Here is a 22,204-nt window from a genome sequence, read left to right as displayed (position 1 = left end):
ATCGCGATCTCCCCACGATCGCCCTCGAGAAGAAAGGGCAGGTGGCGCATGTCTTCTGATCACGACGAGCGCGCCGAGCTGCTCGACGAGCACCGCCCGGAGCTCGGGCGCCTGCTGCGGAGCATGCCCCCGCGCCGCAGCGCCGTGGCGTCGCTCTCGGGCTATCTCCTCTCCTTGCGAGAGCCGACAGGCTATCTCATCGCCATCGGCCTGCAGGAGCGCGACCCGGATCTGGAGCCCGAGCGCACGCTCCGCTCGGCCCTGGCCTCCGGCGTGCGCGCGCCGGTCCTGGCCGGCGTGATGTCGCGCTCGGCGCTGGCCGAGATCATCGCCCCGCTCTCGCCCGTCACGCAGGCGGTCGCCGCGGACATGAAGAGGGCGGTCCCCTCCGGCACGCTGCGGGTCGTCGTCGCGGCGGCCGGCGGGGCGGAGCTCTTCACCGTGAAGGCGTCGGAGCTGCCGGCCGGCTGAGCCGCCCCCGCCCGGCCCCAGCGCGCCGGGCGGCGCCCGGCCCCAGCGCGCCGGGCGGCGTCCGGCGCCCGCGGGTCCGGCGCTCACTCGTTCGCGTAGACGCGCCGCTCGCTCGAATCGAGCCCCAGGTACACGACCCGGCGGTCGAGGCTCGCGCCCCCGCGCTCCGCGTCCTCCGGCGCCGGCCGCCGGTCGGCGGCCTCGTCGCTCCGGCGCAGCGCCTCGTACTCGGCGACCGAGGCGTGGCGGCACCCGTCGAGCGGGGCGTCGATCGCGAGGTCGGCCACGAGCGCGGCGGCCTCCGGCCGGACCCTGCCCGCGAAGAACTCGGCGCAGCAGCCCGACCCGTAGCTGAACAGCCCGATGCGCCGCCCCTCCAGGGCGCGGGCCTCCGCGTTGAGCAGGGACGCGAGCGCGAGATACAGCGAGCCCGTGTAGATGTTGCCGATGCGCGCCGGCAGATCGAGCGACGGCTCCACCTCGGCGGCGAAGCTCTCGTCGGCGGCCTGCTCGGTCAGGCCGTCCATCGTCCGCCGGTGGCGGTGGGCCTTGCGGGCCATCTTGCCGTAGGGGACGTGATAGCAGGTGCGCGCGAGCGGCTCGCCGTCGCCGGCGACGCGGCGCCACTCGGCGTACGCCCCGGCGAGGGCGTCGAGGTAGCACTGCACCGAGAAGTGGCCGTCGACGAGCGCCTCCTTGTGGTGGAGCGGCCGCCAGAAGTCGTAGACGTCGCGCGCGTAGGTGCCGGTCTTGCCGACCTCGATCTCGACGAGGCGCGGGCGCTCGCGCACGAGCAGCGCCACGGCGCCGGCGCCCTGGGTCGGCTCGCCCGCCGAGCCGAGCGCGTAGCGCGCCACGTCCGAGCAGACGACGAGGGCGGCGCGGCCGCGGGCCGAGCCGGACGCGATCCAGTCCACCGCGTTGAGCAGGCCGGCGGTGCCGCCGAAGCAGGCGTGCTTGGCCTCGAAGACCCGGCACGCGCTGGGCAGCCCGAGCAGGCCGTGGAGGAAGGAGGCCGCCGGCTTCGAGTGGTCCACGGCGGTCTCGGTGCCCACGACGCAGAGCCCGATGTCCGCGGGGCTCGCGCCCGAGCGCTGGAACAGGCGGCGGGCCGCGTTGGCCCCGAGGGTGATCGGATCCTCATCCGGCGCCGCGATCGCCATCCGGCGGGTGCCCAGGCCGGTCAGGTACTTGGACGGCGCGACGCCCCGGGCCTCGGCGAGCTCGCTGAGCTCGACGTAGCGGCGAGGGACGGCGAGGGCGATCGCATCGATGCCGATGGGAGGAAAGTCATGACGTAGGCTCATACCTGCATCCTAGGGGCGCATTGTGCAGAGACCATCGAGCCCGCGCGGAAGCTCCGAGGAGCGGCGCAGGTTATGGCGCGACGCGTTATGGCGCCCCGGGGTGCCGCGGAGGGCGCCGCGACCCGGCGGCGCGGCACCGCGCCCTCGCCGCGCGCACCTCGCTTGCTGCGGTCCGTGGGCCCATATGGCTCGCTGCGGTCCGTGGACCGATGTGGCTCGCTGCCGTTCGTGGGCCGATGTGGCTCGCTGCGGTCCGTGGACCGATGTGCGCGCGCGCGCCCAGACGTGCGTGCTTTGCGCCAACGCGCATGAAGCGGAGCCTCGAGCCGGACCGCGGCTCATCGGGTCTGGAAGAGCGCGCGGCGCGCCGCGCATTGCGCACAACGACCCTCACACGACCCAGCGAGCGAGCAGCCAGCGAGAAAAAATCGCGTTCAGGTCAAATTCACCACCACATCTCGTTGCAGTTGTGCAATCTGATATGGCGCGTTCTTGCGCCTTAGCGGTCGAGGTTCATGTGAAGCTCTCCCGGTCTACCATGTTGGTTCCGCTTCTTGGGTTGGGTGTTCTGATGATCACCGGCGCCGCGGGGTGCTCCTGCAGCTCCGGAGCGGAGGGCGAGGCAGGCGAGACGGCTGGGGCGAACGTCGGCGGAGGCGGCGGCGCGGGCGGCGCCGGGGGCGACGGGGGCACCGCTGCCGGCGGCGACGGCGGCGACGACCAGATCGGCGCGGGCTCCGGCCACAACACGGGAGGCGCGCCGCCGGTCACGCCGGACACGGCGTGTGTCGCCACGGTCGCCGAGGCCACCCTCACGAAGCGGCCGGTCGATATCGTGTTCGTCATCGACAACTCGCCCAGCATGGCGAACGAGATCATCAGCGTACAGAACAACATCAACGAGAGCTTCGCCGCGATCATCGGCGCGAGCGGCATCGACTACCGCGTCATCATGATCTCCGCGCACGGCGCCGCGAACGTCGACGACTCGATCTGCGTCGGCGCCCCGCTCAGCGCGGCGAGCTGCGACCCGGTGCCGGAGGCGCCCGGGAACAACCCGCCCGTCTTCTACCATTACAGCCACGAGATCAGGAGCAACGACGCGCTCTGCGTCCTGCTCGGCAGCTACAACGGCGGCCTGCCCGATCAGCACGGCGTCGCGCCGTCCGGCTGGTCCGAGTGGGTGCGCCCGGACTCGCTCAAGGTGATCACGGTGATCACCGACGATCACGTGGGCTGCCAGTCGACGCACCTCCCGCGCAACATCTATATCGACGACACGCGGCAGGAGCTGGAAGATGTCGCCGACGACTTCGAGGGGCTCTTGTTCGGCCTGGATCCGGTGGTCTTCGGCGACGTCACCGCGCCGAACTACGTCTTCCACAGCATCGTCGGGCTCCGCGAGAACACGCCCGCCACGGACGCTTACGGGCCCGACGGCGACGTGGTCGAGGAGACGTGCGGCACCGCCGTGGCGCCGGGCACGGGCTACCAGACGCTCAGCAAGAGGACCGGCGGCCTCAGGTTCCCGCTCTGCCAGACGAGCTCCTATGACGTGGTGTTCCAGGCGATCGCGGAGGGCGTCATCACCGGCGCGGTGGTCGAATGCGAGTTCGCCGTGCCGGACTCGCCGCCGGGAGAGGTCATCGACCTCTCGACCGTGGTCGTCCAGTACACCCCGGGCGACGGGGGCGATCCGCAGTCGTTCGGCCAGGTTCCGAACGCGGCGGCGTGCGCCGCGGGCTCGTTCTTCATCGAGGACGACATGATCAAGCTCTGCCCCGACGCGTGCCAGGCGGTCCAGGCCGACGCCGGGGCGGCGATCGACGTCCTCTACGGCTGCGATCCCGAAGCGGCGGATTGAGCTCGCGCGACCGGCGGCGGCGCTCGCCAGCGCCGCCGCCGGGCCGGGCGCGCTGCCCTGCGCGCCGTCAGGCTCGACCCCTCAGAGACAGCAGCGGAAGCCGATGTCCGGGTTCGTGTCGTCGCGCCGGGGCGCGGACAAGCTCGCATCGCACCTGGCCGCCTTGAGCGAGCCCTTCGCGACATCGTCCGCGTCCGGCACGGACGCCCTCGAGCCGCCGCGGATGAGGCAGTTGCCCTCCGTGTCGCAGGAGTTCTCCCACTCGGCCACGTTGCCGCTCATGTGATAGAGGTCCGTCACGCTGCCCTCGCACATCGTCACCGGCGGAATCGGGGGGGGACCCACGGACTTCAGGGCGAACTCGCCGGTCGGCGCGTTGACCTTGCACCTCGCCGCATACGCGTGGCCGTAGGGATATTCGTTCACCCCCTGGCCAGAGCACGCGTTGTACCACTCGTTTTGCGAGGCGTTCGCGAGATCGGCGGGCGAGCTCGCTCCACCGCCGATCTTGCCGCAGAGGTGCTTGCCCCGCCACATGCAGTACGCGTAAGCGTCGCACCAGTCGATGTAGTTGACGGGCGCTCTCTCCTCGCTGTAGGGCCACCCGTCCGAGGGCTGATAGATGTTCCCGGAGCACTCGGCCGGCAGGCCGGCGAGCGTCGGGCTCGCCCCCAGGAAGGCGTTGTACTCCTTCTTGATCACCTCGTACTGATCGATGCAGTAGCTCCCTCCGCCCGCCACGGGCGCGATCAACATCCCGTCGGGGCAGGCGCAGAGATGGGCCGTGGTGTTGCAGACGTCCGTCGCGCAGTCTTCGCGGCGCGTGCACTGCTGCCCCGCAGGGCACTTGGTGCGGCACACCACCCCGCCGCAGTCGACGTCGGTCTCCTTGCCGTTCTTCACCCCGTCGCTGCAGCTCTCCATCTGGCAGATCTGATTGGCGCAGACGCGCTCGCGGCAGTCCGTCGACAGGCTGCATGCCTCGCCGGGCGCGCAGCCGGCGCAGCGCCCGCCGCAATCGACGGCGGTCTCATCGCCGTTCTTCACCCTGTCGCTGCAGCTCGCCGCCAGGCACTTGCCGCCAACGCAGCTCAGCGACTCGCAATCCGAGCCCGTCACGCAGTCCAGGAGGTCCGCGCAGGGAGGGCACGCCGGGTTGCCGTCGCGCGGCGCCGCGCCGCCGCCGCAGTCGATGCTGGTCTCGTCGCCGTCCTTCACGCCGTTGTCGCACCGCGCCTCCGCGCACGTGGGCCCGCCGCTGCCCGCGCTCTCCTCGCAACGCCGTGAGATGCAATCCGTCGGCGCAGCGCACGCCTGGCCCGCGGGGCAAGGATCGCAGCCCTCGCCGCCGCAGTCGATGCCGGTCTCGTCGCCGTCCTTCACGCCGTTGGTACAGCCCGGCGAGGGCTCAGCGCCGCCCGCGCCCTGTCCGCCGGTGCCGCCGCCCTGTCCGCCGGTGCCGCCGCCCTGTCCGCCGGCGCCGCCGCCGTCTCCGCCGGTGCCGCTGCCCTGCCCGCCGGTGCCGGTCGTGACGCTGCCCGTCGGGAGGTTTCCTTGGGTCGGAGGCCGGCCCTCACCGCTGCTGCTGCTGCACGAGACGGCCACGGCGAGGGCCGCGAGAGGAATCAGAACGACAGATGACCGGATCATGGAGCTGCCTCCCTGCATGCAATCACGAGGTCAGAGGAAGACGCTCAGCTTACTTGCGATATCGTCTGTCCAGCGCGACAAAACACCGGCCGGCGGGCCGAATCCACCGCCGGATACGTGCTTCTCCGTGCGCCGTGCAGGCCGTTCTCCACGAGGCCGCAGGCGCTCCGCGGCCGCCGGCGCCTCAGCGAGCGACCTCGTCCAACCATTCGCGCGCGAGCGCGAGGATCCGCGCGTGATCGGGCACGTCGCTCAGGAAGCGCTCGCGCCAGACCGGATCGCCGATCCTCCCGGCCCGCACGAGCAGCCCGTTGCGGGCCAGCGCGATCGCGCCCTTGGCCTCGGCCGCCTGGCCCGTCGCCGAGAGCGCCTCGGCGTGGACCAGGCGCACCAGGAAACCCTCCTCCTCGCGGCGGTCCGACTCGAGCAGCGACAGCGCCTCGGTCGTGGCCGCGAGCGCCTCCCCGGCGCGCCCGAGCTCGAGCAGGGCGCGCGCGCGCGTCGCGATCGCCGCGGGGAGCCGCTCGGGCACGTCCCGCGCGAGCGCCTCGGCCGCCCGCGACTCCACCTCCGCGAGCGCGGGCTCGCCCGCGAGGAGCAGCACGCGCGCGAGCTGGAGCCGGCTCTCGCACTCCCGGCGCCGGTCGCCGCGGCGCTCCAGCGCCTCGATCGAGCTCCGCAGGGCCGCCTTGGCGGCGTCGACCTGGCCCGAGTGGGCCAGCGCGAGGCCGAGGTTCTGCAGCGCGTTCGGCACCCGATCGTCGAGCGCCATCCGCTCCGCCTCCGCCAGCCCGGCGCGGAGGACCTCCGCCGCCGCCTCGAAGTACCCGAACTGCACGTAGCAGAGGCCCATGTTGAGCCGCGCCCGGCACGCCTCGCGGCGATCGCCGATGTCCTCGAAGGCGGCGAGCGCCGCGCCCATGCTCGCGATGCAGGCGCTCGGATCGCCGTTGTGCTGCCGGAGCAGCCCGTGCAGGTAGAGGAGCTTCGCCTCGATCAGCAGATCCGCGGCCGACGCGTCCTCCGTCGCCTGCTCGACCGCGTCGATCAGCGCGTCGACGCACGCGTAGCGGCCGCCGAGTAGGAGCACGATCGCCCCCTCGAGCAGGCAGGCGTTCTTCGCGACGCGCGCGCCCTCGAGGGGCTCGGCGCCGAGGACGACCATCATCCAGCGCTCGACGCGCTCGTACTGGCCCTGCTTGTGCCCCGCGCCGGCGAGCTGCGTGAACGCCGAGAACCAGGCCACGGAGCCGGGCGCGAGGTGCTGCGTCGCCTCGACCCCGCGCTGCTCGGCGAGGGCGGGCTCCCCGCGCCAGAGCAGCGCCTCGGCCTCGACGAGGCGGAGCGCGCCCACCGCGGCCGCCCCCGGCCCGCAGGCGATGCCGCGCTCGGCGCACGCGATCGCCGCGGCGAGGTCGTTGCCCCGCAGCGCCTTGTCGGCCGCGCGCAGGTACCACTCGGCGGCCTTCTCGGGCTCCTCGCCGCGCTCGAAGTGCTCGGCGAGGACGCGCGGATCGCCCTCGCCGGCCGCCTCGAGGAAGCCGCCGGCGAGCGCGTGGCCGATGCGGAGGTCGCGCGCGGTCAGCATGCCGTAGGCGGCCTCGCGCACGAGCGCGTGGCGGAAGCAGTACTCCGCGTCGTCGCGCTGCCGCCCCTCGCCCCGCCGGACGATCACCTCGCGCCGCAGGAGCTCCGAGAGGAGCGGCGCGATGTCGACGCTCCCGAGCAGCGCGGCGACCGCGCTCGCCCGGAACGTCTCGCCGAAGATGCTCGCCGCCCTGAGCAGCCGCCGCGCCTCGGCGTCGAGCGTCTCCAGCCGCGCCTGCACCATGGCCACCACCGTCTCCGGCTGGCCCTCGCTCTTGCCCTCCGCGACGGCGCGGATCTGCTCCTCGAGGAAGAACGCGTTGCCGTCCGCGCGCTCGACGAGGCGCGCCACGAGGTCGTGCCGCGCGTGCGCGCCGAGCGCCTCGCGCACGAGCCGCTCGCTCGCCCGGCGCGGGAGCGGCAAGAGGTGCAGCTCGTGCGCGAGCCGGCCCTCCCAGAGCCCCGGGAAGAGCCGGCGCACGTCGGGCCGCCCGAGCGCCAGCACGAGCAGCGGCGCGTCCTTGAGCGTCCGCAGCGCCTCTTCCACCATCGTGACGGTGGGGAGATCGCCCCACTGCAGGTCCTCGAGCACGAGGAGCACCGGCCCCGCGCGGCACGCCGCCCCGAGGAACGCCTCCCAGGCGAGGCGGAGCTGGTCGCCCATCAGCACGGCGTCGCGCCGCGCGAGCCTGAGCTGCACGTCGTGCTCGTCGGGGAACGGCGCGCCGACGAGCTCGCCGAGGAACGGCGCGACGCGGGCGGCGTCGAGGCCGTGCTGCTCGACGCGGCCCCGGACCTTGCGCTGCCGCGCCTCGAGCGGCTCGCCGTCGGCGATGCCGAGGGCGTGGCGGAGGGCGCTCGCGAGCAGGCCGAAGGCGGAGCCCGCGCCCATGGGGTCGCCCTGGCCGATCCAGACCTCGATGCGGTCGCCGCGCTCGCGGAGCTTGCGGATGAGCTCCTGGCGCAGGCGCGACTTGCCCATGCCCGCCTCGGCGGTCACGAGCACGGCGCCGGCGGCGCCCTCGTCGATGCAGCGATCGACCTCCGCGAGGAGCATCGCGAGCTCGCGCTCGCGGCCGACGTACGTGGTCGGCCTGCCGAGCAGCTGCGCGGTGCGCTCGTCGCGCGCGCCGTGGAGGACGCGGCCGGCGGCGTCCTCGGTGACGTCGAAGCGGGCGCCGATGAGGGCCGCGGTCACCTCGTCGATGCGGACGCCCGCGAGGGGGAAGCGGCCGTCGTCGGCCGCGAGCATCTGGAAGGCGCGGTCGATGAGCTCGCCGACGGGCACGCGCGCGGAGAGCTCCGCGCGGCCGGTGGCGAGCGCGACGGGCGCGCCGCCGAGCAGCTCCTTCAGCGCGAGGGCGCAGCGGGCGGCGCGCGCCGCGAGGTCGGTCGGCGTGCCCGCGCCCGACAGCACGATGAGCGGCGAGCGGCCCTCGACGAGCTCGAGCTCGCCGCGGTACTGCTCGGCCACGTCGTGCAGCTGCCAGAGCTGTGCGCGGCGCGGCTCCTCGGCGCCGTCGCCCTCGGCGGGGTGCTCGCGGGTGACGACGAGGCACATCACGCGCCGCTCGCCGGTCGTGAGCTCGACGGCCCGCGGCGGGAACGAGCGCGGCCCGCCGAGGCCGCCCTCGGGCGCGTCGATCCTGGCGAGCTCGGCCGCGACGGCGTCGCCGTCGGCCGGACGATCGTGTGGCGATTTCGCGAGCATGCGGCCGACGAGGTCGTCGAGCGCGGCGGGGGTGCCGGGCCGGAGCTCGCGCACGCGGGGCGGGTCCTCGAGGAGGACCTTCATCAGCACGGCGAGGCCGGCGTTCCCCTGGAAGGCGGCGCGGCCGGTGAGGCAGCGGTAGAGGATGCACCCGAGGGCGAACACGTCGACGCGGGCGTCGGCGCTGAGCTCGCCGCGGGCCTGCTCGGGGGCCATGTACCCGGGCGTGCCGAGGACGAGGCCGGCGGCCGTGAGCGGCTCGTCGGTGGCGGCGCGCGCGAGGCCGAAGTCGATGAGGCTCACGCGGTCGAGCGAGCCGCCCTGGAGCAGCAGGTTGCTCGGCTTCAGGTCGCGGTGGACGAGGCCGAGCCTGTGGATCTCGCCGAGGGTCGTCGCGACGCGCAGGCCGAGCTCCAGGGTCTCTTCGAGGGTGAGGCCCTGGCGCGTGAGGCGGTCGGAGAGCGTCTCGCCGTCGAGCCACTCCATGGCGAGGTACGGCTGTCCCCACGCGGTGGCGCCGTGCGCGACGTAGCGCACGACGCCGGGCACGCGGGCCGCCGCGAGCGCCTGCGCCTCGCGCGCGAAGCGGCCGAGGTGCTGGCTGCCCTCGGTGGTCAGGAGCTTGATCGCGACGGCCTCGCCGGTCTCTCGATCGCGGGCGCGGTAGACGGCGCCCATGCCGCCGGAGGCCGCCAGGTGCTCGATGCAGAAGCGGCCGTCGATGATGTCTCCTGCCTGCATCGCTCACCGAGCGCCCCGGGAGGGTGCTCACCGGCGGGCAGACTGCCAGCGAGTCAAGCTCTGCGTCCAGTGCTCATTCCGCATCGCGCGGCCTCGCGTCCGGTCCGGCGTACGTCTCCGGGGGGGGAGAGCCGGCCGGGGCGGACGAGCGCGCGTGTGCGGGGCGCGCGCTGGAAATCTCATCGAAACAGAGGGCAGGGCGGGGGAGCCGCGGGGCAGGTGGGGTGAGCGCGACAGGCGGGTGAGCGCGGCAGGCGGGGTGAGCGCGGCAGGCGGGGTGAGCGCGGCAGGCGCGCACAGGCGGCCTCGCGGCGCGGGTGGAGGGGTTGCCATGCGGCGCCTCGAACGCGAAGAAGGCGGGGTGGGCGAGAGGAGCGATCATGGCGACCATGACTCAGTTGCGTGAGCAGACGACCGGGGACGGCAGGCCGGGGCCCGAGGCGCAACCCATCCTGCGCCAGCGCGCGGAGGAGATTCAGCCGTACGGGGCGCTGGCGCGCTATCCGCTCGGGCTCGGCGACGACGTGCGCGCGGCGAGCGTCAAGGCGCTCAACCAGATCCTGAGCGACACGATGGTGCTGCGCGACATGTACAAGAAGCACCACTGGCAGGTATCCGGGGCGACCTTCTATTCGCTGCACCTCCTGCTCGACAAGCACTACGAGGAGCAGGCCAAGCTCGTCGACGACCTGGCCGAGCGGGTGCAGACGCTCGGGGGCATCGCCATCGCGATGGCGCACGACGTGGCGGAGATGTCGAAGATCGAGCGGCCGCCGCGGGGGCGCGAGGAGGTGCCGGTGCAGATCTCGCGGCTGCTCGAGGCGCACGAGCAGATCTTGATCGAGGCGCGCGAGGCGGCGGGCAAGGCAGCGCAGGGCGGCGACGACGGGACGAACGACCTGCTCGTGAGCCAGATTGTCCGCGTCAACGAGATGCAGGTGTGGTTCCTGTCCGAGCACCTCGTGGACACGCCGCTCGTCCGGGCGCGGTAGGCAGGCGGGGGCGATACCGCGCTGAGCGCGGCCGGGGGTGGCCGGGGTAACCGGGGTCGATGAGGCCGTCGGATCGCCGCCGGACGCGCGGTCTTGCGCGGTGATCGGCGGTGCGCGATGCTCTCCCCATGCAATTCATCGAGGTGCTCGAGAGCGGCGGTATCGCCGAGGTCGTGTTGAATCGACCCAAGGTCAACGCGATGAGCCAGGCGGTGCTCCGCGAGATGGCCGATGTCTTCCGGCGGCTCGCGGAGGACGACGCCGTGCGCGGGGTCCTCGTCCGCGGCGCCGGCAAGTGCCTGTCCGCGGGGCTCGACCTGCGCGAGGTCGCGTCGCTCGATCGAGAGCGGCTCGCGGGCTTCCTCGACGATTTCGACGCCGCCTTCGGCGCCGCGTTCCGCTTCCCGAAGCCGTTCGCCGCCGCCGTGCACGGCCACGCGCTCGCGGGCGGCGCCGTGCTCGCGATGTGCGCCGACTACATCGCGCTCGGCGACGGCGATTCAAAGTTCGGGCTCCCCGAGCTCGTCGTGGGGATCCCGTTTCCGCGCGTCGCCTTCGAGATCGTGCGCGCCGCCTGTCCCACCCGCGCGTTTCGGAGGCTCGTCTTCGGGGCGGACAGCCACTCTCCTGCGGAGGTGTTCGAGATGGGCGTCGGCGACGCGCTCTCCAAGGAGCCGCTCGAGGACGCGCGCCGCTGGCTCGCCACGGCGTGCAGCCGCCCCGCGGCGGCGTTCCGCTTCGTCAAGGCGAGCCACCGCAAGGAGGCGTGGGCGCGGATCGCCGCGCCGCTGCCCGAGGAGCGGGAGGCCTTCGTCGAGGCGCTGCTCTCGGCGAAGCAGGCGTTGGCTGCGACGCTCGCGGGGTGAGCTAGAGCGACAAACGGGTTGAAACTGCCTGAAAAGCCCCGTGGGTATCCGATCTCGCGGCAGCCGAGATCGCCCGCGCGCAGTGGTTGCGTGCCGAAGCGCCCCGGAGGGCTCCGGCGAAGTGCTACCGGCGGGCGCGCCGGGTCACGCGCTGCGGATTCGCGTGCCGAACGCGGCGAGGCGGTCGAGCATGTGCTCGGGGTCGATCAGCGCGTTCGGATGGTAGAGGCCTGGGGCCACGCGCTCGCCGCCGGCGAGGCCGAGCAGCCGCTCCACGGCCACGGCGACGCCGACGGCGGTCATCGGCGCCTGGCCCTCCGGGTGCACGAGCTCGTGACGCGAGCGCCCTCGCGCGCCGTCCTTCTTCACCCCCTCGAGCTCGATCACGATTTCGGTCGAGAACGGCTCGCCTCGCCGGCGGCTGGCCGTCTCCCCGAGCACGAGATCGAACCGGATCGAGCGCGCGTCAGTCGCCGCGGCGATGCTCATGGGATCGAGCACCGGGTAGATCTGGCCCTTCACCTCGGTGCCGTCGACGGTCACGAACGACCGTGAGCCCTCCTCTCCAGCCACCCAGATCCACCGGCCGTCCTTCAGGAGGAGCCCGTTCATCCCGGCCCTGGTCTGGCGCTCGAAGTCGGCGTACGCGGCGGGGCCGCCCACGTCCTGCTCGTCGAGGACCACGCCGATCGCGACGCTCTCGACGCGCGCGTAGCCCTTCGCGAAATGGAGGGTCGGCAACGTGGCCGAGCCGGCGAGCCAGTGGCTCGCGAGCAGGACGGGCGCGCTCCTCGGGCGCTGCGCGTGGAGCGCGACCTCGGGCGCGATCTCGAACGCCACCGTCGAGATGTCGACGTAGGCCGCGCCGTTCTCCTGCGCGAAGCGGAGCGCGTTCATCCGTTCGTCCTTCACGAACATGAGCACCGCGCCGTACGCCTCGCCCGCCGGCTGCCCGAGATCGGGCCTCTCGAGGTCCACGCGGACGGGGCGCGCGCGGCCGACCTGCTCCGCGACCGCCGCGGCCTTCGCGAGATCTCTCCCGCCGATCGCGATCGGCAGGTCGGGGTACAGCGCGCGCAGCGTCCTCGCGGTCCGAGAGCCGACGACGCCGGACCCTCCGACGATGAGAACGGATTCCCTCGTGCCCTTCGCCATGTTCGTCATGATGGACGAGCTCCTCTCCGCCCGATCCACCGGGCGTGAACAACTTACCGTTGGTAAGTTACCAATGGTAATATCCACGGGGCCCGCCCTGTCAAGCGCGCCCGCGGCGTTTTCTTCGCCGTGCGCGCCCCGGGGGCGCCGGTGCTGACCGGGGGCGCCGGTACCTCGATCGCGGGCGCGATGCAGAGGCGGCCTGGGCCCGCCCGCTTCCGGAGGCCGCCTACCGGTACACGACCGTCGACCCGGCGGCGATCAAATCGAGCCGGTACGCCTCGCCTTCGCTGCGCACGGCAAGCTCGCTGATCGGCTCGCGGTAGAACTCGTAGGTCGAATGGTGAATGGGCAGCACGTGTCGCGGCTGAACGGCCCGGGCGAGCGCGACCACGTCCGGCGCCCGCATGCTGATCAGCCCGAAAGGCCCGGTCGCGCCCACCCCACCGACATGGGGTACCAGCAGATCCGGTCTACCCCGCGACCGGGCTGCAGCGATCACCTCCTCGGTCGGCATCGAATCGCCCGTCCAGTAGATCGCTCGCCGCCAGCTGCCTTCGGTCAGCTCGACCCAGTATCCGTTTCCCTTGCCGAGAGCCTCGGCAATCTTCGGCTCGCTCGAGTGGTGCGCGGGCATGGCGGTGATGATCGCTGTGCGCCCTGCGCCAGCAGCCAGCCTCCGCGTGTCTCCCCACTGCATACCCTCCACGCGCCTGAACCCTTTGGCGGTCACCGTCCTCACGTCGGCCATCGGCAGCAGGATAGGCAGCGAACGATCAAGATCAGCCCACGCCTGCTGATCGAAATGGTCTTCATGGGCATGGCTGAGCAGAACGAGGTCCGCTTCCTTGGGGTCGATGCCGCTGAACGGCGTCGACCGATGGTGCTGCACGACCTTCCGGTAGTCCACGGGCTCGTTGGGGTCGCCCATCGAGAAGCTCTCTCCCAGCACCGGATCCGTCAGGATGGTCAGATCGCCGAACGAGATCGCCATCGTCGGCCCCCCGACCCACGTGACGTGGAGCACGGGCTCTTGCCCAGGTTCGCTCGACCGGGCCGCGGAGGTGCGGTCAGGCGGCGGCGCGCAGCCTTGCAGCGTCAGCAGCGAAAGAGCCCAGAGAAAATTGCGCCGAGTAGAAGCCATTCGCCTGCTCCGTGGTGATGACGGGCAAAGCGTAGCGCCTTCAGCGGGGGCAGACGAGATGGACAATCTCGCCGAGACTGACTAAAAAACTTGTTCAATGATCAGCCTCCCGCAGATCCAGGCGTTCATCGAGGTCGCGCGATCGGGCAGCTTCGCCGCGGCAAGCCAGCACCTATCTTTGCCGCGATCCACGGTGAGCGCGCGGGTGCGCGCCCTGGAAGCACGCTTGAACGTCCGCCTGCTACATCGAACCACCCGCCGCGTCACGCTGACGGACGAGGGCCGCTCCTACATGGAGCAGTGCGAAGCAGCCATCGACGTGCTCACGAAAGCCGAGAGCCAGCTCACGCGGTCGAACGAGCTCGCCGGCACGATACGGCTCACGGTGCCGCTCGACATGCCCAAGCCGGCATTGGCACGTTTGCTCGGCGCGTTCATCGAGCGGCATCCCGGGATCCGAGTTGAGACCGTGGTCAGCGACGAGCTCTTGAACCTGGTGGCCCACAACATCGACCTCGCCCTGCGTGGCGGCTCCCCCGGCACCCTGGGCGTCGTGGCGCGCAAGCTCGGCGAGGGCGGACTAGCCTTTCATGCCAGCCCCGAGTACATCAAGACGCGGCGCGTCGGGAAGACGCTCGTCCACCTGCACGAGCATGCGATCTACGACCCTGCGCAGCGCCTGCGGAGGCGCGCTCGTTCAAGCCTGCAGCCGGCCCCGCTCTCCACGCGCAATTTCGAGCTTGCAAAGACCCTTGCGCTGCAAGGGCGCGGGATCGCCCTGCTGCCGGAGAGCCTGTGCGCCGAGGAGGTGAAATCCGGCGCCCTGGCGAGGCTGTCCTCCATCCATCGAGTCCCTGCGCTGCCGCTCTATCTGGTGATGCCTTCGAGAGCCCATGTTCCCGCTCGGGTGCGGGCGCTGGTTGATTTCATCACTGACCCGGGAAATGTGTCCTCCCTCCTTTGAGTCGCCCCTCCCCGCGAGGCTCAGCCCCTGATGGTGGCGCCGTGGATGGGCGCGGCGAGATCGGCGGCTCACCCGCAGGGCGCGCAGCTGCCGCCGCAGTCCACGCCGGTCTCGCCGGCGTTCATCACCCCGTCGGCGCATGAGGGCTCCTGGCACTCACCCGCCCAGCAGACGCCGCTCTCGCAGCTCGCGCCCGTCCTGCAGCCTTGACCCGCCGCGCAGGGCTGGCAGGGGAACACCCCGCAGTCGACCCCCGTCTCATCCCCGTTCTGCGCGCCGTCCTCGCACGTCGGCGCAGCGCAGCGACCTCCGTCGCACACCTTGCTCTCGCAATCTGCGCTGTTCCCGCAGGCTTCACCGGCAGCGCAGGGGCGGCACGGACCGCCGCAGTCCCTCGCGGTCTCCCCGAGCGCGACATCGACAACGTTGTTCATGCAATGGGAGGGCACGCATAGCACGCCGTCGCACGCCAGGTTGTTGGGGCAGTCGTTCATGGTCACGTCGCCGCTGTAGCAAGCCACGCACGTGCCCACATGACACATCCTCTGTTCCTCGTCCGGACACTCAGCGCCTTCGGTCAGGGGCTTGTTGACCGGCCCGCCCTCGCCGCAGCTATCATACGTACACTGCTCGCCGTCGTCGTAGACGTCGGACGGGTCCTCGAGCTCGATGAGCTCGCCCGTGACCGTGCACTCCACCCGCCGGCAATCTCCCTTTCGCTGCGAGGCGACCGGTCCGGGGCGGATCTCCACGGTGCACGCGCCCTCGACGCACCGCCCGGCCCCGCACGCGCGGCTCGGCGGTCCAGGGCACTCCGCGTCGCTCTTGCAGCCAGCGTCGACGCCGCCATCAGGCTCGCATGCCTCCGTTCCCGGAGCGCACTCCGCGCACGGCCTGCACGACAGAGGGCAATCCGGATCCGCCGCCTCGCTGGGAGTGCAACAGATATGCTTGTCCTGATCGACGCACTGGCAACGATCGCCGACGCACGTTGCTCCGGGGATGTCCTGGTACTCTGTATGACAGTCGGCGTCGTCCTCGCAGTAGCCCCCCAGAGAAGGAGAATCCCCGGCACAAGAGCCCACGAACCACGCGGCGCCAGCGAGCACCGGCGCGGCGAGCACCACGCGGCGAAATAGCGTATTCATGCGAACAGAGCCTCCGGGCGCAACCCATCGCTCGCCGGCACAGAGACCGGCGAGGGTCGCGGACTGCCCTCTACACGGCTCCTCCTATACAGCACCGGAGTCGCAGAAGCGCGTAAGAAATCGACAGAAAGCCCTGCTAAAGGCTGGAAATGTCGAGGGCGTCAACGGAACGTGCTGGAATGCGCGTCGGGCCAGCTTGCCCCGCACTCGTACCAGTCCGCGTTGCACGGCGGCACCGGCTCCTTCGGCTCCGGCGGAGCAGGCATCGGCGCCGCCGCGGTCGCGGGGGCCGTGGGCTCCGGGCTCGCCCCGAGCGCGGGCCTCGGGCGGAGGGGACGTTTCCTCGGGACAGCGTCCAGCTCCCCGGGAGCCGGCGCGGCGCGCGCAGCCAGCACGAGGACGCGCGGGAGCCGCGCGACGGCCGGCGGGCGCGCCGCAGACGGCGAGCCGAGATGGAGCCGTCCGAGGAGCGCTGCCGCAGCGGCCGCGAGGACCAGGCCGCCTGCTCCCACCGTGAGCGCAATCCGAGTGCGCCTCCCGGGAGGCGAAGGTGGCCTGTTCGCCTGCGCGCCGGGCGCAGACCCCGTGGAGATCGAGGAGGAAACGTCGCGCGGCCGCTCCGTCACCTCCTCGATCGCCGGCTCGTGCCGCCGGTCCTGCGGCGTCGCGCCCCCAGGCCTCGGGCCTGCCGCGCCCGGGCTCCGCGCCAACCCCTCGGACAGCGACGCCGGACGCTGCGATCCCCCGCCGCGCGACGCCATCGACGCGCGGCGCACCCCGAGGCCGCCCCCCTGGTCGACCTCGCCCTGCCAGCGACACCAGCCCTCGAGCGCGCCGTGCAGCGCCGCGATGAGCTCCGCCATGTCGCGGTACCGGGCCTCCGCGGGCCTCTCGGTCGCGCGCCTCACGACGCCCGCGACCAGCGGCGGCAAGGGGACGAAGGTCTCGAGCGGCAGCGGCGTGGTGTTCAGGATGCAGCGGACGAGCTCCTCCGGCGCTCGCTCCGCGAACGGCCGGCGCAGCCCGATCAGCTCGTAGAGCACGAGGCCCAGCGCGTGGACGTCGGTCCGCTCGTCCAGGACCGCGGGCTCCGCGAGCTGCTCGGGCGCCCGGTACGCCGGCGCCGTCGCCGCGTCCGCCGCGCTCAGACCGAAGAGCTGCGCGAGACCCAGGCCGGTGAGCTTGAAGGAGCCGTCGTCGAGCAGGATCACGCGCTCCGGGCGGAGATCCCCATGGAAGATCCCCGCGGCGTGCGCGATCTTCAGGACCTCGGCGACCTCGGCGACCTGCGAGAGCGCCCACGGCGGCGTGATGCTCCCGGGGCGCTCCTCGAGGAGGGCGCGCAGCGACCGGCCGTCGCACCGCTCCGTCGCCGCCCAGCAGAACGAGCCCCCGAGGCCGCCGTCGAGCACCAGCGGGACCTCCTCGATGCGCCGGCTCACGGCGCGCAGCCGCTCGAGACCGTCGCGGAACCCGCCGGGCACCGCCTCGCTCAGGTAGAGCAGCGCGTCCCGGCCGTCGCGATCGACGGCGGCATAGACGTCCACACGGCCGAGGCTCTCCAGCCGCTCGACGATCCGGTATCCCAGCCCAGACCCATCTACCACGCCGCCTCCAGGTGGAGCCGCGTCCCCACCGCGGTCAACCTCGGGCCGCGGCTCCTCGGGGTGCTCCTGGGGTAAAAGGCGTAGATCAGCGTCGCCGTGGCCAGGAGCGCGCCGGCCGTCAGCGCGACCGCGGCGCGCTCCTCGGCGAGCTCCATCGCGCTGTAGGCGCGCTGCGCGCGCTGGAGCTCCAGGCCGGCGATCCGGTAGCCTCCGTGGTTGCGCTCGAGCAGGTCGTCGAACCTGCGCTCGTGCTCGCCCGACCGCGCGAGCAGCACCGCGCCGAGCGTGACGCACCCGGCGGACGCGACGGTGCCCAGCAGGACGAGCCCCGGCGCGGGCCCCGCGCCCGGCTCGGCCCGCGCCGGCGCGCGCGGCGCCGGTGGACGCGGCGCCGCCGCGCCCGGCTCGACCCGCGCCGGCGGGCGCGCCGCTGCCGCTCCGGTGTCCGTCGGCGCGGCGGGATCCAGGACGACCTGGCGCGCGTCCCCCGCGCGCACCTCCACGGTGGTCTCCGTCGCCGCCTCGCCGAGCGCCGCCCGGACGCGGTGCGCGCCGGGCGCGACGAACACCGCGCGCCCGAGCGGCGCCCGCCCAACGGGCCGGCCGTCGACCGACAGCTCCGCGCCCCGGGGCACGGCGAAGGTCAACGCGCCGACCGCCTGCTTCGCCCGCGCGAGATCCAGCGCTCGGCTCTGGTGCCGCTCACGCGCGCCGGCGTCCGCCGGCGCCGGCGTCCTCTCCAGACACGCCGTGAGAAACTCGGCCGCTCTGGGCATGTCCCCGATCCGGAACGAGAGCTGCCCGACGTTGCACGCCGCCTTCTCCGACGGTTCGAGTTGCCACAGCTGCAACCACAGGTCCCGCGCCTCCGCGAGCTGACCCTCCGCCACGGCCCGGTCGGCCGAGCGCTGGAGTCGAGCCTTGGGGCCGCTCGGGGGGGCGTCCGCGCCAGCGGCCAAAGGCACGAGGACCAGCGCCAGGGAGAGCAGCGATCGAACGAGCGCTCGCGACGGCGTGATGTTCACCAGCAGCTACATACCAAAAACAGATCACGCGGAGGGGAGCTTGCAGGGGATCCCCAAAAACACTGGATCAGTGGCAATTGGGGACGCTTCGACGTAATGCTTCGATTCGCAGCCACGCCCCCGGCTACCCCAGCAGCCGCTTCCACTGCTCCGACAGCCGCTGCGTCGACACCGGGACAGCCGCCTTCAGCTCGGGCGCGAACAGCGACACCCGCAGCTCCTCGATCAGCCAGCGGAACGACTCCAGCTCTTCCGCGGGAACCCCCTTGTTGAGGAGCGCCTGCTGATGCTTGAGGTAATCCTGCCAGAACGGCAGCACCTGCGCGGCCTTGGCCTGATCCTTCTGCGGCCCGTTCGGCAGCCGCTCGAGCCGGATCTGGACGGCGCGCAGGTAGCGCGGCAGGTGCGCGAGCCGGTCGAGCGGGGCGCGCGCGAACAGCCCGACCGGCAGCAGGAAATCGACCTGCGTGCGCACGTCGTCGAGCGCCTGCCGCGGCGAGCCCGGCTTCCCCGCCATCGATCGGAGCATCGACTGCACGCGATCGAGCTCGACCCCGATCTCGCGCGCCATCCCCGAGAGCCTCCCCAGCACGCCTTGCAGCGACCGCCGGCCCTCGTCCAGGCGCGCCTGGAACGCGGCCCGCGTCCTCGGGAACGCCGCGGGATCGCCGAGCTGGAACGCCTCGTCGAGCGCGCGCAGCGCGATCTGCCGGGCCAGGCCCGGCTCGCCCGGGGCCACCTTGGCGCCGAGCCCGCTCACGGCCACGGCGCTGCGCAGCGGCTGCTCGAGCTGGCTCATCTTGCCCCCCATCTGCAGCAGCACGAGCCGCCGCAGCCCGGCGCGCGTCGCCTCGGCGGCCGCCGCCCTCGACGCGAGCACGCGCACCGAGACCGACGTCTCGTTGTCGATCAGCGCCGGATAGCCGAACACCTTCTGCCCCCCGGCGTCGACCTGCACGCGCTCGGGCAGCGCGTCGACCCCGAACGACGTCAGCCCGTCCCGCTCCAGACCCGCCTTGCCGACCTTCGCCCAGGCCTCGCGCGCCCGGCCGGACAGCCGCTCCTTGAGCTCCCGCAGGTCGCGCCCCTCCCCGATCACCCGGCCGTCCTCGCCGACCACGCGGAAATAGAAGCGCAGGTACGGCGGGAGATCGTCGGGCCGGAACGCGTCCGCCGGCACGCGCTCGCCGGTGCGGTCCTCGACGGCGGCCGCGAGCGCCGGCCGCATCGGGCCCTGGAACGGCCGGAGATCCGCCGCGATCTCCCGGGCGACCTCCCGGAGCGGGACCAGCGCCTTGCGGAGCGACTTCGGCAGCGTCTCGAGCAGCAGGGCGATCTTCTCGGCGTGCCACCCGGGGATCATCCACTCGAGCTCGTCCGGATCGGCCTGCGGCAGGAGCACAAGCGGCAGCGACAGCGAGATGCCGTCGTCGTCCTCGCCAGGATCGAAGCGGTACGAGAGCGGCACGGTCGCGCCGTAGAGGTCGAGCGCGTCGGGGAAGCGCTCGGGCGTGAGCTCCGCGGCCTCGTCGAGCAGGACGTCGGCGAGCGACAGGTGAAGCACCCGCGGGTCCTTCTCCTCGGCCTCCTTCCGCCACGCCTCGAACGTCTTGCCGCTGTACACCCCCTCCGGCACGCGGCGGTCGAAGAAGAGCTCGAGCGCGTGCTCGTCCGCCAGCATCTCGCTCCTCCGCGCCTTGTCGCGCAGCCGGCTCACCTCCTCGAACAGCCGGCGGTTCGCCTCCATGAACGCCCCGCGCGTCGTGTATTCCTGCCGGACCAGCGCGTGGAGGAGGAAGATCGGGCGCGCGGCCTTCGGATCGATCGTCCCGTAATCGACCCTGCGGTCCCGCGCGATCGGCAGCCCGTAGAGCGTCACCTGCTCCTTGGCCATCACCGCCGCCGGCTTCGCGGCCCAGTGAGGATCGCCGTAGCTGCGCTTGCAGAGCGGCCCGGCCGCGGCCTCGATCCACGCGGGATCGAGGGCCGCCGCCATCCGGGCGAAGAGCTGCGATGTCTCGACCAGCTCGGCGGCCATGATCCACGCGGGCGGCTTCTTCGCGAGGCCCGAGGACGGGTGGAGCTGAAAGCGCGTCTGCCTTGCGCCGAGATATACCCTGTTCTCCTGGTTCCACATGCCGATTCGGCTGAGCAGGCCGGGCAGGAGCGCGCGGTGGATGGCGTCGCCCTTCGCGGGCGCGCCGTTCGGCGAGAAGCCCATCTCCTTCGTGATGCGGCTGAGCTGCCGGTGCACGTCGGCCCACTCGCGCATGCGGAGGTACGACACGAAATGATCGCGGCACGCCTTCCGGAGCTGGTTCTGCGTCAGCCGGCCCTGCGCGTCCTGGTAGAAGGTCCACAGCTTCAGCAGCCCCACGAAGTCCGACGTCTCGTCCTTGAACTTCCGGTGCGCGTCGTCGGCCTGCTTCTGCGCGGAGAGCGGCCGCTCCCGCGGATCCTGCACCCCGAGCGCGGCGGCGATGATCAGCACCTCGGCGAGCGCCCCCTCGCGCTCGCCGCCCAGGACCATCCGGCCGAGCCGCGGATCGAGCGGCAGCCGCGCGAGCTTCCGGCCGATGTCCGTGAGCGCGCCCGACTCGTCGAGCGCGCCGATCTCCTCGAGGACCCGATAGCCCTCGTCCACGGCGCGCTTCGACGGCGGGTCGAGGAACGGGAAATCCTCGATGGCCCCGAGCCCGAGCGCCTTCATCTGCAGGATCACGCCCGAGAGGCCGACGCGCAGGATCTCCGGATCGGTGTACGCAGGCCTCGCCTGATAATCCTGCTCGGCGTAGAGCCGGAAGCAGACGCCGCTCTGCACGCGGCCCGCGCGCCCCTTGCGCTGATCGGCGCTCGCGCGCGAGATGGGCTCGATCTGGAGCTGGGTGACGCCGGTGCGGGGGCTATATCGGTTGACCCGGGCGAGCCCCGCGTCGACCACATACACGATGCCTGGAATGGTGAGCGACGTCTCCGCCACGTTGGTCGCGAGCACGATCCGCCGCCCCGGGATCGACTGGAACACGCGCTGCTGGTCGCCCTGCGGGAGCCGCCCGTAGAGCGGCAAGAGCGTCGTGTGCGGCAGGCCGTGGCGCTCTAGCTCGGCCATCGTGTCATGGATCTCCCGCTCGCCGGGGAGGAAGACGAGGATATCCCCGCGCGGGTCGATCTCGGTGATCTCCTCGACCGTGCTCGCGACCGCGTCGGCGATCTCCGGCTCGCCGCTCTCGGGGGGACGGTGGATGACCTCCACGGGATACGTGCGGCCGGAGACCTCGATGACGGGCGCGCCGTCGAAAAAGGCCGCGAACCGGCCGGTCTCGAGCGTGGCGGAGCTGATGATGACGCGGAGATCCGGCCGCCTCGGCAAGAGGCGTTTGAGGTACCCGAGCAAGAAATCGATGTTGAGGCTGCGCTCGTGGGCCTCGTCGATGATGAGCGTGTCGTAGTCCGAGAGCCGCGGATCGCCCTGGATCTCGGCGAGGACGATGCCGTCGGTCATGTACTTGACGTACGTCGCCGGGCTCGTCCTGTCCGAGAAGCGGATCTTGTAGCCGACCTCCTTGCCCAGCTCGACGCCGAGCTCCTTGGCGACGCGGGCGGCGACGCTGGTGGCGGCGATGCGGCGCGGCTGCGTCACGCCGATCCGCGCGTGGAGCCCGCGGCCCATGGCCAGGCAGATCTTGGGGAGCTGCGTGGTCTTGCCCGAGCCGGTCTCGCCCGCGACGATCACCACCGGGTGCCCCTCGATGGCCCGGGCGATGTCGAGCACCCGCGCCGAGATGGGCAGCTCCTCGGGAAAGCGGACCGGGCTCGCGGACGCGGGCGGCGGTGACGTCTGGCCGCCGGGGGCGGCCGGCGCAGGGGAGGATTCGTGCGGAACGCGGGAGCTCACGGTGCGCGAGGGGGTAGCACCTCCCGCCGCGGCGCGCCGTCGAAGCCGTGCGCTCGCGGAGCCCGGCGCGGCGCCGC

At 72.5% G+C, this 22,204-nt stretch carries 14 protein-coding genes; 5 read left to right on the top strand and 9 right to left on the bottom strand.

What is annotated here, in order from left to right; all coding sequences use genetic code 11:
• Positions 1-48: 48 nt before the first annotated feature.
• Positions 49-471 carry a hypothetical protein gene (locus tag WMF33_RS36835; protein ID WP_437332988.1) on the top strand — a complete coding sequence of 141 codons (423 nt, stop codon included), beginning with the start codon at positions 49-51 and terminating at the stop codon, positions 469-471.
• 83 nt (positions 472-554) lie between these two features.
• Here the strand turns inward: WMF33_RS36835 and WMF33_RS36830 are convergent, their stop codons facing one another.
• Positions 555-1,778, bottom strand: coding sequence for a hydroxymethylglutaryl-CoA synthase family protein (locus tag WMF33_RS36830; protein WP_437332987.1), 1,224 nt, complete (start codon positions 1,776-1,778; stop codon positions 555-557).
• Positions 1,779-2,349: 571 nt separating this feature from the next.
• Here WMF33_RS36830 and WMF33_RS36825 point away from each other — a divergent pair.
• The gene (locus WMF33_RS36825) at positions 2,350-3,642 is read left to right on the top strand and encodes a hypothetical protein (RefSeq protein WP_437332986.1); all 1,293 of its coding nucleotides are present in this window, start codon (positions 2,350-2,352) and stop codon (positions 3,640-3,642) included.
• 81 nt (positions 3,643-3,723) lie between these two features.
• Here the strand turns inward: WMF33_RS36825 and WMF33_RS36820 are convergent, their stop codons facing one another.
• Both WMF33_RS36820 and WMF33_RS36815 read right to left on the bottom strand, forming a co-directional pair.
• Positions 3,724-5,292 carry a formylglycine-generating enzyme family protein gene (locus WMF33_RS36820; protein ID WP_437332985.1) on the bottom strand — a complete coding sequence of 523 codons (1,569 nt, stop codon included), beginning with the start codon at positions 5,290-5,292 and terminating at the stop codon, positions 3,724-3,726.
• A 184-nt stretch (positions 5,293-5,476) separates the two neighbouring features.
• Complete coding sequence (locus WMF33_RS36815; protein WP_437332984.1) at positions 5,477-9,331, bottom strand: serine/threonine-protein kinase; 3,855 nt, start codon at positions 9,329-9,331, stop codon at positions 5,477-5,479.
• Between the two features lie 380 nt (positions 9,332-9,711).
• Here WMF33_RS36815 and WMF33_RS36810 point away from each other — a divergent pair, with 380 nt between their 5' ends.
• Both WMF33_RS36810 and WMF33_RS36805 read left to right on the top strand, forming a co-directional pair.
• Positions 9,712-10,323: a Dps family protein gene (locus WMF33_RS36810; protein WP_061628737.1), complete on the top strand. Its 612-nt coding sequence runs from the start codon at positions 9,712-9,714 to the stop codon at positions 10,321-10,323.
• Positions 10,324-10,451: 128 nt separating this feature from the next.
• Positions 10,452-11,189 carry an enoyl-CoA hydratase/isomerase family protein gene (locus WMF33_RS36805; RefSeq protein ID WP_437332983.1) on the top strand — a complete coding sequence of 246 codons (738 nt, stop codon included), beginning with the start codon at positions 10,452-10,454 and terminating at the stop codon, positions 11,187-11,189.
• 144 nt (positions 11,190-11,333) lie between these two features.
• On the opposite strand, the gene WMF33_RS36800 is transcribed toward WMF33_RS36805, so the two are convergent.
• A complete protein-coding gene (locus WMF33_RS36800; RefSeq protein WP_437332982.1) occupies positions 11,334-12,353 on the bottom strand; it encodes a saccharopine dehydrogenase NADP-binding domain-containing protein in 1,020 nt (339 codons plus the stop codon).
• Between the two features lie 220 nt (positions 12,354-12,573).
• Positions 12,574-13,488 carry an MBL fold metallo-hydrolase gene (locus WMF33_RS36795; RefSeq protein WP_437332981.1) on the bottom strand — a complete coding sequence of 305 codons (915 nt, stop codon included), beginning with the start codon at positions 13,486-13,488 and terminating at the stop codon, positions 12,574-12,576.
• Between the two features lie 97 nt (positions 13,489-13,585).
• Here WMF33_RS36795 and WMF33_RS36790 point away from each other — a divergent pair, with 97 nt between their 5' ends.
• Complete coding sequence (locus tag WMF33_RS36790) at positions 13,586-14,452, top strand: LysR family transcriptional regulator (RefSeq protein WP_437332980.1); 867 nt, start codon at positions 13,586-13,588, stop codon at positions 14,450-14,452.
• Between the two features lie 68 nt (positions 14,453-14,520).
• Here the strand turns inward: WMF33_RS36790 and WMF33_RS36785 are convergent, their stop codons facing one another.
• The 4 genes from WMF33_RS36785 to hrpA all read right to left on the bottom strand — a co-directional run bounded on the left by WMF33_RS36785 (position 14,521) and on the right by hrpA (position 22,127).
• The gene (locus WMF33_RS36785; RefSeq protein WP_437332979.1) at positions 14,521-15,600 is read right to left on the bottom strand and encodes a hypothetical protein; all 1,080 of its coding nucleotides are present in this window, start codon (positions 15,598-15,600) and stop codon (positions 14,521-14,523) included.
• A 161-nt stretch (positions 15,601-15,761) separates the two neighbouring features.
• The gene (locus WMF33_RS36780) at positions 15,762-17,207 is read right to left on the bottom strand and encodes a serine/threonine-protein kinase (RefSeq protein WP_437332978.1); all 1,446 of its coding nucleotides are present in this window, start codon (positions 17,205-17,207) and stop codon (positions 15,762-15,764) included.
• Positions 17,201-18,232, bottom strand: a complete 1,032-nt coding sequence (locus tag WMF33_RS36775) for a hypothetical protein (protein WP_437332977.1) — start codon at positions 18,230-18,232, stop codon at positions 17,201-17,203. The genes WMF33_RS36780 and WMF33_RS36775 overlap by 7 nt, the downstream gene beginning before the upstream one ends.
• Before the next feature lie 124 nt (positions 18,233-18,356).
• Positions 18,357-22,127: an ATP-dependent RNA helicase HrpA gene (gene hrpA / locus WMF33_RS36770; RefSeq protein WP_437332976.1), complete on the bottom strand. Its 3,771-nt coding sequence runs from the start codon at positions 22,125-22,127 to the stop codon at positions 18,357-18,359.
• Between the last annotated feature and the right edge of the window lie 77 nt (positions 22,128-22,204).

The sequence above is a fragment of the Sorangium sp. So ce394 genome (assembly GCF_051474665.1).
Classification (GTDB): Bacteria; Myxococcota_A; Polyangia; order Polyangiales; family Polyangiaceae; genus Sorangium; species Sorangium cellulosum_D.
This window is presented reverse-complemented; position numbering and strand designations above follow the sequence as displayed.

Coding starts and splice junctions, on each gene's coding strand:
- WMF33_RS36835 (WP_437332988.1), top strand. CDS start 49: ATGTCTTCTGATCACGACGAGCGCGCCGAGCTGCTCGACGAGCACCGC.
- WMF33_RS36830 (WP_437332987.1), bottom strand. CDS start 1,778: ATGAGCCTACGTCATGACTTTCCTCCCATCGGCATCGATGCGATCGCC.
- WMF33_RS36825 (WP_437332986.1), top strand. CDS start 2,350: ATGATCACCGGCGCCGCGGGGTGCTCCTGCAGCTCCGGAGCGGAGGGC.
- WMF33_RS36820 (WP_437332985.1), bottom strand. CDS start 5,292: ATGATCCGGTCATCTGTCGTTCTGATTCCTCTCGCGGCCCTCGCCGTG.
- WMF33_RS36815 (WP_437332984.1), bottom strand. CDS start 9,331: ATGCAGGCAGGAGACATCATCGACGGCCGCTTCTGCATCGAGCACCTG.
- WMF33_RS36810 (WP_061628737.1), top strand. CDS start 9,712: ATGGCGACCATGACTCAGTTGCGTGAGCAGACGACCGGGGACGGCAGG.
- WMF33_RS36805 (WP_437332983.1), top strand. CDS start 10,452: ATGCAATTCATCGAGGTGCTCGAGAGCGGCGGTATCGCCGAGGTCGTG.
- WMF33_RS36800 (WP_437332982.1), bottom strand. CDS start 12,353: ATGACGAACATGGCGAAGGGCACGAGGGAATCCGTTCTCATCGTCGGA.
- WMF33_RS36795 (WP_437332981.1), bottom strand. CDS start 13,488: ATGGCTTCTACTCGGCGCAATTTTCTCTGGGCTCTTTCGCTGCTGACG.
- WMF33_RS36790 (WP_437332980.1), top strand. CDS start 13,586: ATGATCAGCCTCCCGCAGATCCAGGCGTTCATCGAGGTCGCGCGATCG.
- WMF33_RS36785 (WP_437332979.1), bottom strand. CDS start 15,600: ATGAATACGCTATTTCGCCGCGTGGTGCTCGCCGCGCCGGTGCTCGCT.